The following is a 13,045-nucleotide window of genomic DNA, read 5'->3' as shown; positions in this document are numbered from 1 at the left end:
GAAGTGTGATAGCACACGTTACAACTCAGATTCCTGTGAAAATCACAGGTTCGATGAGTTATTGTTTCTCTGCAACCTACTTTACTAGAATCAATTTACTTTTCTAGAATGTAAGGGTCTTCAAACCCCATAGATTGCATGATTTCTGTCTCGAGTGACTCCATCTCTTCAGCTTCATCATCTTCGATATGATCATAACCTAGCAGATGCAGACTGCCATGTACAACCATATGAGCCCAGTGTGCTAGCAGAGGCTTACTTTGCTCTTCTGCTTCTTTTTCGACAACTTGGCGGCAGATAATGAGGTCGCCCAGTAGATCTAACTCGATCCCTGGAGGAGCCTCGAATGGAAAAGACAACACGTTAGTTGGCTTATCTTTGCCACGATATTCATGATTGAGCTGGTGGCTTTCTTGTGTATCAACGATACGAACCGTCAACTCAGCGTTCTCTTGAAACTGAGGAATTGTCTTGTCCAACCAAAGCTGAATATCTTGCTCAGTTGGAAGACCTTGCTCATTTTCGACCGCTAATTGCAGGTCTAGTTCAATAGACATCTATTTATCACCTTGTTCTGCAATTACAGAGCTATTTTGTGTTGCTAATTGTGTCGTAACTACCTGCTGAGCCTCAAGAAGTTTGGCTTCACGCTCTTCACGTTTACGCTTTTCAAACTCTTTGCGCTCTTTCTGGTCTTTTGCTTCCCACTTCTCGTATGCGTTGACGATACGAGCAACTACAGGGTGACGAACGACGTCTTCAGACATGAAGAAGTTAAAGCTAATGTCGTCGACTTCATTGAGCACTTCAGTCGCATGGCGTAAGCCTGATTTTGCACCACGAGGTAAATCGATTTGCGTAATATCACCTGTGATCACAGCGCGTGAGTTAAAACCGATACGGGTTAAGAACATCTTCATCTGTTCTACCGTGGTGTTTTGGCTCTCATCAAGAATGATAAACGCATCATTCAATGTACGACCACGCATGTAAGCCAGTGGCGCAACTTCAATTACGTTACGTTCAATCAGCTTCTCAACTCGCTCAAAGCCAAGCATCTCAAACAGCGCATCGTAAAGTGGACGTAAATATGGGTCTACTTTTTGGCTTAAATCACCCGGTAGGAAACCAAGCTTCTCACCGGCTTCAACAGCAGGACGAGTCAGTAGGATTCGGCGAACCTCTTGGCGTTCAAGTGCATCAACTGCTGCAGCAACGGCTAAGTAGGTTTTACCTGTACCTGCTGGCCCAATACCAAAGGTGATGTCATGAGTCACCATGTTCATTAGGTACTGTGCTTGGTTTGGCGTTCGAGGTTTGATGACGCCTTTTTTAGTCTTAATGGTCACTTCTTTGCCGTAGTCAATTTCAGACTCGACGTGTTGCTCCAAAATGCCTGACTCGGTGATCGCCAGATGTATTTGCTCTGGTTCGATATCGATTATGTTGCCTTTAACTGGAGCCGTTTCAACATAGAGGTGTTTGATGATGTCTAAAGCTGCGGCTGTAGTGTGAGGCTTACCGACAATGGTGAAAAAGTTGCTACGGTAATTAATCTCAACGCCCAGACGACGCTCAAGATGCTTGATGTTGTCGTCAAATGGTCCGCATAAACTTGCCAAGCGCTTGTTGTCTGCTGGTTCTAGATTTATCTCTAAGGTAACGATTTTATTGCTCAAATTAGCCTCTCATTTTGTGCCACTCACTCTTAAATAAAACAAAGAGCAAAAAGCCCGATTTAGACCGGGCTTCTGATGGTGATATCCCTATTTCTAAGATGGTCACTTAGTTAGGTAATTTCAAGCTTTGTGTTTGCGCTTTGTGCTCAAACAGTTGTATTGCCTATGGCGTAAATGTCGCTACACCTAGCTCGTCTTCACGTTTTGTTTTTTCCATCATTTCTGCTGGAGTCATAACAACGCGTAGACCCATGTCTTTTTCTGTGCGAACTAGCTCACCACGTAGTGAGTTGGTGTAAACCTCAGTGATCTTCACATCTACGAATTGACCGATTAGGTCTGCAGAACCTTCGAAGTTCACAACACGGCTGTTTTCTGTACGGCCGCGAAGTTCCATTAGGTTCTTTCTTGATGGGCCTTCAACAAGGATACGTTGCTCTGTGCCTAACATTAGACGAGAGAAACGCATAGCTTGTGTGTTTACCGTTTGCTGCAGTTCGTACAGACGATCTTTCTTCTCTTGTGCTGGTACATCACATGGGTAATCTGCCGCTGGCGTACCTGGACGTGGAGAGAAAACAAAGCTGAAGCTCATATCGAAATCAACGTCTTTAATTAGCTTCATTGTATCTTGGAAGTCTTGCTTAGACTCACCAGGGAAACCAACAATAAAGTCAGAGCTGATTTGAATGTCAGGGCGAGCTTTACGCAGTTTACGGATAATAGATTTGTACTCGATAGCCGTATGTGGGCGCTTCATCATCGTAAGAATACGGTCACTACCACTTTGTACTGGTAGGTGAAGGAAGCTCACTAGCTCTGGTGTGTCTTTGTAAACTTCAATGATGTCGTCACCAAACTCAAGCGGGTGGCTTGTTGTGAAACGAATACGGTCGATACCGTCGATAGAAGCAACAAGACGAAGCAGTTCTGCGAATGAACAGATATCGCCTTCGTGTGTTGGACCGCGGTATGCGTTTACGTTTTGACCTAGCAGGTTAACTTCACGTACGCCTTGCTCTGCAAGTTGAGCAACTTCGAAAAGTACATCATCCATTGGACGGCTAACTTCTTCGCCACGTGTGTATGGTACAACGCAGTAAGTACAGTATTTAGAACAACCTTCCATGATAGAAACGAACGCCGTCGCGCCTTCAGCTTTTGGCTCTGGCAGGTTATCGAACTTTTCGATCTCTGGGAAAGAGATATCCATTACTGGCTTTTCGTTAGACAGTGATGATTTAATCATCTCTGGCAAACGGTGTAATGTTTGTGGGCCAAAGATAACGTCTACGTAAGGTGCACGTTGACGAATGTGATCACCTTCTTGAGTCGCTACACAGCCACCCACACCGATCACCACACCTTCTTTTTTATCTTTAAGCGTTTTCCAACGACCAAGCTGGTGGAATACTTTTTCTTGCGCTTTTTCGCGGATAGAACAAGTATTCAATAGTAGTACGTCTGCTTCCTCAGGTACTTCAGTTAGCTCATAGCCATTTGCAGCGTTAAGCAGGTCGGCCATTTTTGATGAATCATATTCATTCATCTGACAGCCCCAAGTTTTAATTAGCAGTTTCTTACTCATTATATGTTCGCTCGATCGTTAGTTTAATTTAAGGGAGCAAATCGCCCATTATTCATCCGCTAGCCCCGTTTGTCATAATTCGGTATTCAATTTTATGACAGGCTCTAGCGGCAAGCGGCGTATTGTACTGGTTTCAAAACCGACTGACTAGTAGTCTGAACAAATCTCTTATGTAGTGGTTTTTATTATCGTTAACGCCATATGCCATAAGGGATAACCCTTTTTTCGAATAAGGTTTTTGGTTACAAGTTAGTTATGAAAAAGTACAATCAAAAACAGTCAAAGAATCAAACTGATAAGTACGAAATATGAACAGTTACGATATTGTAGTAGTCGGTGGCGGCATGGTTGGCGCAGCAACAGCAATCGGTTTTGCAAAGCAAGGTCTGAGTGTTGCGGTGATCGAAGGTTTTGCCCCACAAGCTTTTGATGAATCGCAAGCGATGGACATTCGTGTGTCAGCGATTTCTCAAGCATCGGTCGATTTGCTTGAAGATCTTGGTGCATGGCAAAGTATTGCAGCAATGCGAGTGTGTTCTTATAAACGTTTAGAGACGTGGGAGCACCCAGAGTGTCGTACTCGATTTGATGCTGCCTCACTAGACCTTCCTCGTTTGGGCTATATCGTTGAGAACAGACTCATTCAATTAGGTTTATGGTCTCAATTTGATGCCTACGACAATCTCGAACTGTTATGCCCAGAAAAGCTCGATGTGATTGAGTTTGGTGAAATCAATATCGTAAAGCTTCAATCAGGGGCTGAGTTGTCTGCGAAGTGGGTGGTTGGTGCTGATGGTGCGAATTCAGCCGTTCGCCAACAAGCTGGAATTGGCATCACGGCTTGGGATTATCGACAACACTGTATGCTTATCAATGTAGAAACAGAACAACCTCAGCAAGATATTACTTGGCAGCAATTTCTACCAAGTGGCCCTCGTTCATTTTTGCCTTTGTGTTCTCTAACCTCTGACGGTCAAGAAGTCGGGCTGGGCTCGTTAGTTTGGTATGATTCTCCACTGCGTATTAAGCAACTGTCAGCAATGGCCCCTGAAAAACTACGTAACGAAGTACTTACTCACTTTCCTAAAGAGTTAGGTGATATCAAAGTCTTGAATTCGGGTTCTTTTCCTCTGACACGACGTCATGCTCAATCATACTCGAAGAATAACTGTATTTTGGTCGGAGACTCTGCGCATACCATCAACCCTTTGGCTGGGCAGGGTGTTAACTTAGGCTTCAAAGATGTATCAGTACTGCTGGATGTCACCAAAGAAAAGGGTGAATTGAACCAGTCTGTAGCAAGACGCTATGAAGTGATAAGAAGAGGCGACAATCTAATGATGCAAAGTGGCATGGATTTCTTCTACAAGACATTCAGCAACGACATTGGCCCACTGAAATTTGTACGTAATGCTGCTCTAAAACTAGCTGAAAATTCAGGCCCGATTAAAGCTCAAGTATTGAAATACGCTTTGGGTCTCTAATTGAGCGTTTAAGACTGCTTATGAAAAGAAGGAGAGCGAATGCTCTCCTTTTTTGTATCAGATGACTACTATCGCTGTTGCGTCACACAAACCGGTGCATCGATCTCTAAAGAGTACCCTGTATAAACCAAAGACCCATCTTCATTATCTCGCTTGAATGAGGTGATGTTGTTGGAGTGCTGGTTGGCGGCGATAAGCCATTTCCCATCGTTCGTTATATGGAAGTCTCTTGGGAATTTGCCTTCAGTGTCGTAGCTATCAATGAAAGTCAGCCTTTGAGTCTCAGAGTCGATTTTGAAGCTACTGATTCTTGATTGGTGTCGACATGACACATAAAGGAATTGCTCATCAGGCGATAGCTTAATCGCAGCTGCGGCTTCTCCCTTCTCCATATTAGGCAATGCATCAATCTCTTCCACTACATTCCAAATGCCTAAAACCTTTTCCAAAGTCAGCAACGTTTCAGAGAGTTCACAGACCACATAGGCTCTGTCTTCAGCTTTGTTAAAGATTAAATGGCGAGGTCCATTGCCGGCGGGCACCTTAATAGACTGCATTGGTTCATCAAGGAACTCTTCTTGCTCTTCATCAAAGCAATAGAAGTTGATGCGATCGGTGCCGAGATCGATAGTGACAAATTGTGGTGAGTTTTGTAAGAACAGGCATTGATGGGCGTGTGGGCTAGTTTGTCTCTCTTTGTTTGGCCCGGAACCAACCATCTGGATTGTTTTGAGTCGTTTATCGATGCTGCCGTTGATACTTAAGCTAAAAATATCGAATGTGCCTGATGAGTATTGCGACGTGATAGCAAACTTATTGTGTGGATCTATCGCGACGTGACAAGGGTGATCTCCCGAGATGAGGCTTGTATTGTGTGTTAGCTGTGAATCAACATTAGGTATATGAATGAGCTGGGGCTGTTTTTGCTGGTCCACTTCCGATGCAGTATAGATCCCAGTCTTTGTTACAGTAATAAAAGAGGGGTTAGTACACTCTGTAATGAGTTCTAAAGGTAATAGTTGACCGTTTTCCAAGTCTAACTGAGCCTGATACACGCCTTGGCTTTTACTGGGAGTGTCTGTGTAGCAACCGATCGTTAAAGTGAGATTTTTCATAAGGCGTCATACTCAATTAGAAAGTGGAGCAGACATTGTCTTATAAAAAAGTCATGAAGTGATTAAATAGGGAGAAATACTTGGTGACGGGGTTATCAGATTTACATATTCCAAATAAAACAAAACCCAGCTAAAAAGCTGGGTTTTGTTCAATAATGGTGCGGTCGGAGAGACTTGAACTCTCACACCTCTCGGCGCCAGAACCTAAATCTGGTGCGTCTACCAATTCCGCCACGACCGCAGCAAATCTTTATAGTCATACTGAATATTGGTGATTCAATAAGACGTTGTATAAATGGTGGCTACTGCGGGATTTGAACCTGCGACCCCATCATTATGAGTGATGTGCTCTAACCAACTGAGCTAAGTAGCCATAATAAATCTAATAGATTCATTATTTGTTCTCTAATGAAAGAGAAATAATGGTGCGGTCGGAGAGACTTGAACTCTCACACCTCTCGGCGCCAGAACCTAAATCTGGTGCGTCTACCAATTCCGCCACGACCGCAGCAAATCTTTATAGTCATACTGAATATTGGTGATTCAATACAACGTTGTCTTTTCTTTCTCGAAGAAAGAATGGTGGCTACTGCGGGATTTGAACCTGCGACCCCATCATTATGAGTGATGTGCTCTAACCAACTGAGCTAAGTAGCCATCTGAGAGCGAGACAATATAATATAATCTTGCTTTCAATGCCATTATCTTTTTAAAGATAATTACACTTTAAATTGTGGCTGGGCTACCTGGATTCGAACCAGGGAATGCCGGCATCAAAAGCCGGTGCCTTACCGCTTGGCGATAGCCCAACAATGATATCTTAAAGACATCTCAATATGGTGCGGTCGGAGAGACTTGAACTCTCACACCTCTCGGCGCCAGAACCTAAATCTGGTGCGTCTACCAATTCCGCCACGACCGCGTTATTTCCTAAAAACTCTTTGTTACTAAAGACAAACTTTAATATCAAATAGAGTGCTTAGGAAATGGTGGCTACTGCGGGATTTGAACCTGCGACCCCATCATTATGAGTGATGTGCTCTAACCAACTGAGCTAAGTAGCCATTTCCATATTGTTGCTCATTTCGAAACGTTGCCGCTTCGCTGTGAACGGGGCGCATTATGCGGAGTTGAGTGAAACCCGTCAACTTTTTTTTTGAATAAATCGCGAATAAACATCTGTTCGGTTTCTTTTTAGGCAAAGAGGCGTATTTGTCGACAAAAAACAGGTCTAAAAGGCGATATATATAGGAAGTTAAGTTTCTGGTGAGGGACAATTTAGAAAGGGGAAAAACAAAAAGGCCAGTGAATTCACTGGCCTTTTTTCTAGATGTTTAATCAGAATTATACATTGAAGCGGAAGTGAACAACGTCACCATCTTTAACGATGTATTCTTTACCTTCAAGGCGCCATTTACCTGCGTCTTTCGCACCGCTCTCACCGTTAAATTCGATGAAGTGATCGAATCCAACAACTTCAGCACGGATGAAACCTTTCTCGAAGTCTGTGTGGATCTTACCCGCTGCTTGTGGCGCAGTTGCACCTACAGGGATTGTCCAAGCACGAACTTCTTTAACACCAGCTGTGAAGTAAGTCTGAAGAGTCAGTAGTTCGTAACCAGAGCGGATCACTCGGTTAAGACCTGGTTCTTCGATACCCATATCCGCAAGGAACTCTTCGCGATCTTCGTCATCAAGCTCAGAAAGCTCTGATTCGATTGCTGCACAAACAGCAACAACAACGTTGTTTTCGTTTTCTGCGTATTCACGAACAGCGTCTAGGTATGGGTTATTTTCAAAACCATCTTCTGCAACGTTTGCGATGTACATTGTTGGCTTAAGCGTTAGGAAGTTTAGGTAGCCGATTGCTGCCGCTTCTTCTTTGCCAAGTTCAACAGTACGTGCCATACCACCTTCAGTTAGAACTGGAAGTAGCTTTTCTAGTACAGTGATTTCGAATTTAGCGTCTTTGTCGCCGCCTTTCGCTTTCTTCGCGTTACGTTGAATTGCACGCTCACAGCTGTCTAAGTCAGCCAGTGCAAGTTCTAGGTTGATCACTTCGATATCTTCAATTGGAGATACTTTGCCAGCAACGTGAACAATGTTTTCATTTTCAAAGCAGCGTACAACGTGACCGATAGCGTCAGTTTCACGGATGTTAGCTAGGAATTTGTTACCAAGACCTTCACCTTTAGATGCGCCAGCAACTAGGCCCGCGATATCTACGAATTCCATTGTCGTTGGAAGGATCTTCTGTGGATTAACAATTTTTGCTAATGCATCTAAGCGTAGATCTGGAACCGGAACGATACCTGTGTTTGGTTCGATCGTACAAAATGGAAAGTTTGCTGCTTCGATGCCTGCTTTAGTCAGTGCGTTAAACAGAGTTGACTTACCAACGTTTGGTAGACCAACGATGCCACATTTAAAACCCATGATATAAACCTTATTCTGCTTTGAACGTATGTAAGCGATTTTGTGCTTTTGGTAGGCCATCTTTTAATAAGATGTCTAGGCTGCGAACCGATTCGTCAACGACGGCCTCGATACACTCTTGCTCTTTTTGAGGAGCTTTGCCTAATACATAACCTGCAACTTTATCTTTGTGTCCTGGATGGCCGATGCCTAATCTAAGACGATAGAATTCTTTATTGTTACCCTGCTTGCTGATGATGTCTTTCAGACCATTATGTCCGCCATGACCACCACCTTTTTTAAACTTTCCAATACCAGGAGGCAGATCTAACTCATCGTGAGCGACCATGATCTCTTCTGGTTTAATTTGGTAGAACTTTGCTAAGGCTGCAACTGCTTTGCCTGACAAGTTCATAAAAGTCGTTGGGATCAGCAAACGAAGATCTTCACCGTGAACCATGATACGACCCGTTAGGCCAAAGAACTTTGGTTCGTTCTTTAGTGTCACGTTATGTACACGCGCTAATTCTTCAACTACCCAAGCGCCCGCGTTGTGGCGAGTTTTGGCGTATTCTGGACCTGGATTAGCCAGTCCAACGAGAAGTTTTATTTGTTGGCTCAAGGTATGGATCTCTCTTGGGATTTCAAAAAGCGCCGTATGATATCACAGTTTATGAAAAAGGTGCGAGCTAGCTGATAGCTGCGCGATTATTCCTGTTTGTGATAACTAGCAGTGCAATATTACTCAGACATAAAAAAAGCACTTCATTGACTGAAGTGCTTAATATCTTTCTCTCGCGTGTTTCTAAAACCAAGCTTTTGTAAAAAAAGCTATTGGGCTTTGATTAGTTGAACATCGCTGAGATTGATTCTTCGTTGCTGATACGACGAATCGCTTCAGCAAGCATGCGAGAAAGGCTAAGTGTTGTCACTTTACCCGTCGCAGCCATCTCTGGAGATAGAGAGATAGAATCCGTTACGATAACTTGGTCTAGAACAGAGTTCTTGATGTTGTTCGCAGCAGTACCAGAGAAAACAGCGTGAGTTGCGTAAGCGAATACACGCTTAGCACCGCGCTCTTTAAGCGCTTCAGCTGCTTTACATAGTGTGCCACCCGTATCGATCATGTCATCAACGATAACACAGTCACGACCTTCAACATCACCGATTAGGTTCATTACTTCAGAAACGTTAGCACGTGGACGACGCTTATCAACGATAGCGATGTCAACATCACCTAGCGCTTTAGCAGTAGCACGAGCACGTACAACACCACCAAGGTCTGGAGAAACCACTACTGGGTTTTCTAGGCCACGGTTAGCCATGTCTTCTAGAAGAACTGGAGTGCCGAAGATGTTATCAACAGGTACATCGAAGAAGCCTTGGATTTGCTCTGCGTGTAGGTCGATAGTAAGAACGCGGTCAACGCCAACGTTAGAAAGGAAGTCTGCAACAACTTTTGCAGTAATTGGCACACGAGCAGAACGTACACGACGATCTTGACGGGCATAACCGAAGTAAGGGATTACAGCAGTAATACGGCCAGCAGAAGCACGGCGCATTGCGTCAATCATTACCACCAATTCCATAAGGTTGTCATTGGTTGGTGCACAAGTTGATTGAATCAGGAATACATCGCTACCACGAACGTTTTCATTGATTTGAACAGCGACTTCGCCATCAGAAAAACGGTCTACAGTAGCATCGCCAAGAGAGATGTATAGACGATCAGCAATACGTTGGGCTAGTTCAGGTGTTGCGTTACCAGCAAATAGCTTCATATCAGGCACGGTGGAAACCTCGGGTTGCGTCCAGTTTTAAATAGATTGTGGGTGGGCTGATTGGTATTCAGCCAGAGTTTCTTTTAAAGGAGAAATGTTTCGTCCTTTCGCTACAAAAGCGGAAACTGTGTCAGGCAGTTGTTCCAACACCAATTCGGCTTCTTTTTTGCTGCTAAATTCAGCAAAAACGCACGAACCAGTGCCAGTCAATCTCGACGGCGCGTATTGTAGCAGCCATGAAAGTTGCTTATCAACCTCTGGGTACAGCATTCGCACAATTTTTTCGCAATCGTTTACGTATTCTTGCTCTAGAAGCGTTGATAGCGCTCGCTTCGGCGTATTTCGAGTTAATTCTGAATGTGTGAATATGTCTACAGTTGCTATGCTCACTTGAGGCTTAACAACAAGATACCATTTTTCATCCGGATTAGCGGGCTGAAGCTGTTCTCCAACCCCTTCCGCAAAGGCTGCATGGCCTCGAACGAACACAGGAACGTCAGCGCCAAGTTTCAATCCGATCTCTGCGAGCTGATCATCAGACAGGTTGAGTTGCCATAGATAGTTAAGTGCGACCAACACGGTTGCGGCATTTGAAGAGCCTCCACCAATGCCACCTCCCATCGGAAGTACTTTCTTAAGCTCAATATCGGCACCGAAAGAAGTCGATGTATATTGTTGAAGAGCGGTCGCGGCTTTCCAAATCAGGTTGTCTTCTGTTGCAACGCCTGGTATTTCCGGTGTGATTGTGATTGAGTTCGTTTCTTCATTAACGGCAACCGTTAGTTCATCGCCAAAATCAACAAACTGAAACAAAGTTTGAAGCTCGTGATAGCCGTTGTCACGTCGACCTGTGATGTAAAGAAATAGATTCAGTTTAGCCGGAGAAGGCCAATGGGTTGGCGTTGTTATCATTTTTTCAGTGTCCACTTCGAAACTACAATGTTGATTTTGTTATCGTCTTGCTTGAATGACAATCGAGTAGGGAGGGGGATGCTTTCTACATTAGTGTTGTCTTCATCTGAGAGGTGTTTACTCTGCATCTCAGTATTTCGATAATTAGCGAAGTTCAGTGTCCATAGCTGGCTGCTGACTTGTTTGGTTAGAGACTCAAGCGTGTTAGTTGTATTTAACTGGTAGCTGTCAGCTTGGTCTGGAATGCCAAGGAACCATTGAGACAGGTGATCAATAGGTATCTGCAAACCTGTCAGTTGCTCAACCAATACAGAGGCACTTGCGTGAGTAAATACTTGGTCGTCATAGGTCACCACTTTGGCCCCCGACGGATCTATAGTCAGGTTCAATGCGGTTTGACCGAGGAATGTCGTGAGCCTTAATTGACTGTGATTTGGTGAATGCTTCCAAATGAAGTTTAGGCTTTGGCGCTGCTCTGGAGAAATGTAGGCGAGCTTGCCCGAGGCTTGGTAGTTTTCTATCTGTAGAAGTCGGTTTTGGTGACTTTGCCACTCAACACTGGTCGGTTGTTCAGGTATAGACGAGCAACCCACCATAATTATGGTCATAAAAATAAGAGACGTGATTCTACGAAGTTTGCTCATATTTGCTCACAACTTGTTCAAATTTATCTAAAAAACGCTTCAACTATAGCATTGAATTCACGAACTCAGGAAAACAAATCCCGCTTGCTCTTTAAATAGAGCCATGCATCAAGTAAAATTCGCCCCTTGTTTCCATTCCCTGATCGAGAACTTCTGATACATGTCTTTGCTTGCCGTAGGTATCAATCACAATACAGCGTCGGTTGAATTGCGAGAAAAAGTCGCTTTTGGTCCAGATAAATTATCTGAGGCACTCAAGCAACTTAACGCAAATGCACACGTGAATGGAAGTGTCATACTTTCTACCTGTAATCGAACTGAAGTGTATTGCGACGTTAAAGGCGTGGCTAAAAACAAACTCATCGATTGGTTGTCGGTTTTCCATCAAGTTAGCCCAGAAGAGCTAAAGCCAAGCCTTTATATCCATGAAGAGCAGGCGGCGATTAAACACTTAATGCGCGTTGCTTGTGGTTTGGACTCTTTAGTCTTGGGTGAACCGCAGATCTTAGGTCAGGTGAAGCAAGCGTATACGGACTCGCGAGAGAACAAATCCGTTGATGCTTCAATGGAAAAACTATTCCAGAAATCATTTTCTGTTGCGAAGCGTGTTCGAACTGAAACTGAAATCGGCGGAAGCGCGGTTTCTGTAGCTTACGCAGCCTGTACCTTAGCCAAGCATATTTTTGAATCCATCGCAGATTCAACCGTGTTACTGGTTGGTGCGGGTGAAACCATTGAGCTGGTGGCTAAGCACCTTTCGGCGAATGGCTGTACAAAAATGATTGTGGCGAACCGAACTCGAGAACGTGCTCTAGGGCTAGCAGAAGAATTTGGTGCTGAAGTGATCAGCTTGAATGAGATCCCTGATCATCTTCATCGAGCGGACATCGTAATTAGCTCAACCGCAAGTCCATTGCCTATTATCGGTAAGGGTATGGTTGAGACTGCTCTAAAAACAAGAAAGCATCAGCCGATGTTATTGGTTGATATTGCCGTTCCACGTGATGTGGAATCGCAGGTTGGTGATCTAAATGATGCCTACCTTTATTCGGTTGATGATTTGCAGTCGATTGTTGATGGCAATATCGAACAACGTAAAGTTGAAGCGATTCAAGCTGAAGCGATCGTCAGTGAAGAAAGTGCCGCGTTCATGAGTTGGATGCGCTCTTTACAAGCGGTAGACAGTATTCGAGATTACCGTAAATCGGCTAACGAAATCCGCGAAGAATTATTAAGTAAAAGTTTACAATCGCTTGCCGCTGGCGGTGACCCTGAAAAAGTTTTACTCGAGCTCAGCAATAAGCTCACAAACAAATTGATCCATGCTCCAACGCGCGCACTTCAAAGTGCAGCTGAGCAAGGAGAACCTGCAAAATTAATGGTCATTAGACAGAGTTTGGGCTTAGAAAACCCTCAATAATATTAGA

At 44.0% G+C, this 13,045-nt stretch carries 11 protein-coding genes and 7 tRNA genes; 2 read left to right on the top strand and 16 right to left on the bottom strand.

The window, feature by feature from the left end:
- Positions 1–95: 95 nt before the first annotated feature.
- From ybeY to miaB, 3 genes are all read right to left on the bottom strand, one after another.
- The gene (ybeY, locus tag A6D97_RS11885; protein WP_012603383.1) at positions 96–557 is read right to left on the bottom strand and encodes an rRNA maturation RNase YbeY; all 462 of its coding nucleotides are present in this window, start codon (positions 555–557) and stop codon (positions 96–98) included.
- Positions 558–1,679 carry a PhoH family protein gene (locus A6D97_RS11880; protein WP_017064169.1) on the bottom strand — a complete coding sequence of 374 codons (1,122 nt, stop codon included), beginning with the start codon at positions 1,677–1,679 and terminating at the stop codon, positions 558–560.
- Positions 1,680–1,842: 163 nt separating this feature from the next.
- Positions 1,843–3,267, bottom strand: a complete 1,425-nt coding sequence (miaB, locus tag A6D97_RS11875) for a tRNA (N6-isopentenyl adenosine(37)-C2)-methylthiotransferase MiaB (protein ID WP_065584439.1) — start codon at positions 3,265–3,267, stop codon at positions 1,843–1,845.
- 308 nt (positions 3,268–3,575) lie between these two features.
- Here miaB and A6D97_RS11870 point away from each other — a divergent pair, with 308 nt between their 5' ends.
- Complete coding sequence (locus tag A6D97_RS11870; RefSeq protein ID WP_017064167.1) at positions 3,576–4,751, top strand: 2-octaprenyl-3-methyl-6-methoxy-1,4-benzoquinol hydroxylase; 1,176 nt, start codon at positions 3,576–3,578, stop codon at positions 4,749–4,751.
- A gap of 68 nt (positions 4,752–4,819) precedes the next feature.
- Here the strand turns inward: A6D97_RS11870 and A6D97_RS11865 are convergent, their stop codons facing one another.
- From A6D97_RS11865 to lolB, 13 genes are all read right to left on the bottom strand, one after another.
- Positions 4,820–5,866, bottom strand: coding sequence for a lactonase family protein (locus A6D97_RS11865; RefSeq protein ID WP_065584438.1), 1,047 nt, complete (start codon positions 5,864–5,866; stop codon positions 4,820–4,822).
- Positions 5,867–6,022: 156 nt separating this feature from the next.
- Positions 6,023–6,107: transfer RNA gene (locus A6D97_RS11860), tRNA-Leu, on the bottom strand.
- A gap of 55 nt (positions 6,108–6,162) precedes the next feature.
- Positions 6,163–6,239 (bottom strand) — tRNA-Met (locus A6D97_RS11855).
- Positions 6,240–6,289: 50 nt separating this feature from the next.
- Positions 6,290–6,374 (bottom strand) — tRNA-Leu (locus A6D97_RS11850).
- A gap of 72 nt (positions 6,375–6,446) precedes the next feature.
- Positions 6,447–6,523: transfer RNA gene (locus A6D97_RS11845), tRNA-Met, on the bottom strand.
- Positions 6,524–6,600: 77 nt separating this feature from the next.
- A tRNA-Gln gene (locus tag A6D97_RS11840) sits at positions 6,601–6,675 on the bottom strand.
- A gap of 28 nt (positions 6,676–6,703) precedes the next feature.
- Positions 6,704–6,788 (bottom strand) — tRNA-Leu (locus A6D97_RS11835).
- Between the two features lie 65 nt (positions 6,789–6,853).
- Positions 6,854–6,930: transfer RNA gene (locus tag A6D97_RS11830), tRNA-Met, on the bottom strand.
- Between the two features lie 280 nt (positions 6,931–7,210).
- The gene (gene ychF / locus A6D97_RS11825) at positions 7,211–8,302 is read right to left on the bottom strand and encodes a redox-regulated ATPase YchF (protein WP_010439159.1); all 1,092 of its coding nucleotides are present in this window, start codon (positions 8,300–8,302) and stop codon (positions 7,211–7,213) included.
- A 10-nt stretch (positions 8,303–8,312) separates the two neighbouring features.
- The gene (gene pth / locus A6D97_RS11820; protein ID WP_004739815.1) at positions 8,313–8,903 is read right to left on the bottom strand and encodes an aminoacyl-tRNA hydrolase; all 591 of its coding nucleotides are present in this window, start codon (positions 8,901–8,903) and stop codon (positions 8,313–8,315) included.
- Positions 8,904–9,126: 223 nt separating this feature from the next.
- Positions 9,127–10,071: a ribose-phosphate pyrophosphokinase gene (locus tag A6D97_RS11815; RefSeq protein WP_004739814.1), complete on the bottom strand. Its 945-nt coding sequence runs from the start codon at positions 10,069–10,071 to the stop codon at positions 9,127–9,129.
- Positions 10,072–10,098: 27 nt separating this feature from the next.
- The gene (gene ispE / locus A6D97_RS11810; RefSeq protein WP_017064166.1) at positions 10,099–10,974 is read right to left on the bottom strand and encodes a 4-(cytidine 5'-diphospho)-2-C-methyl-D-erythritol kinase; all 876 of its coding nucleotides are present in this window, start codon (positions 10,972–10,974) and stop codon (positions 10,099–10,101) included.
- Positions 10,971–11,618 (bottom strand): lipoprotein insertase outer membrane protein LolB, encoded by a 648-nt coding sequence (lolB, locus tag A6D97_RS11805; protein WP_017064165.1) that lies wholly within the window; start codon positions 11,616–11,618, stop codon positions 10,971–10,973. The genes ispE and lolB overlap by 4 nt, the downstream gene beginning before the upstream one ends.
- Positions 11,619–11,778: 160 nt before the next feature.
- On the opposite strand from lolB, the gene hemA reads away from it, so the two are divergent.
- Positions 11,779–13,038 (top strand): glutamyl-tRNA reductase, encoded by a 1,260-nt coding sequence (gene hemA, locus A6D97_RS11800; protein WP_017062312.1) that lies wholly within the window; start codon positions 11,779–11,781, stop codon positions 13,036–13,038.
- The last annotated feature ends 7 nt before the right edge of the window (positions 13,039–13,045 follow it).

It is taken from the genome of Vibrio sp. ZF57, from assembly GCF_001691235.1.
In the GTDB taxonomy this organism is placed as follows: Bacteria; Pseudomonadota; Gammaproteobacteria; order Enterobacterales; family Vibrionaceae; genus Vibrio; species Vibrio crassostreae_C.
Note: the sequence above shows the minus strand (reverse complement) of the source record. Positions and strands in the feature narration are given on the sequence as shown.

What these genes read in the sequence shown, in the direction of transcription:
- ybeY (WP_012603383.1), bottom strand. Translation starts at nt 557, where the DNA reads ATGTCTATTGAACTAGACCTGCAATTAGCGGTCGAAAATGAGCAAGGT.
- miaB (WP_065584439.1), bottom strand. Translation starts at nt 3,267, where the DNA reads ATGAGTAAGAAACTGCTAATTAAAACTTGGGGCTGTCAGATGAATGAA.
- A6D97_RS11870 (WP_017064167.1), top strand. Translation starts at nt 3,576, where the DNA reads ATGAACAGTTACGATATTGTAGTAGTCGGTGGCGGCATGGTTGGCGCA.
- A6D97_RS11865 (WP_065584438.1), bottom strand. Translation starts at nt 5,866, where the DNA reads ATGAAAAATCTCACTTTAACGATCGGTTGCTACACAGACACTCCCAGT.
- ychF (WP_010439159.1), bottom strand. Translation starts at nt 8,302, where the DNA reads ATGGGTTTTAAATGTGGCATCGTTGGTCTACCAAACGTTGGTAAGTCA.
- ispE (WP_017064166.1), bottom strand. Translation starts at nt 10,974, where the DNA reads ATGATAACAACGCCAACCCATTGGCCTTCTCCGGCTAAACTGAATCTA.
- lolB (WP_017064165.1), bottom strand. Translation starts at nt 11,618, where the DNA reads ATGAGCAAACTTCGTAGAATCACGTCTCTTATTTTTATGACCATAATT.
- hemA (WP_017062312.1), top strand. Translation starts at nt 11,779, where the DNA reads ATGTCTTTGCTTGCCGTAGGTATCAATCACAATACAGCGTCGGTTGAA.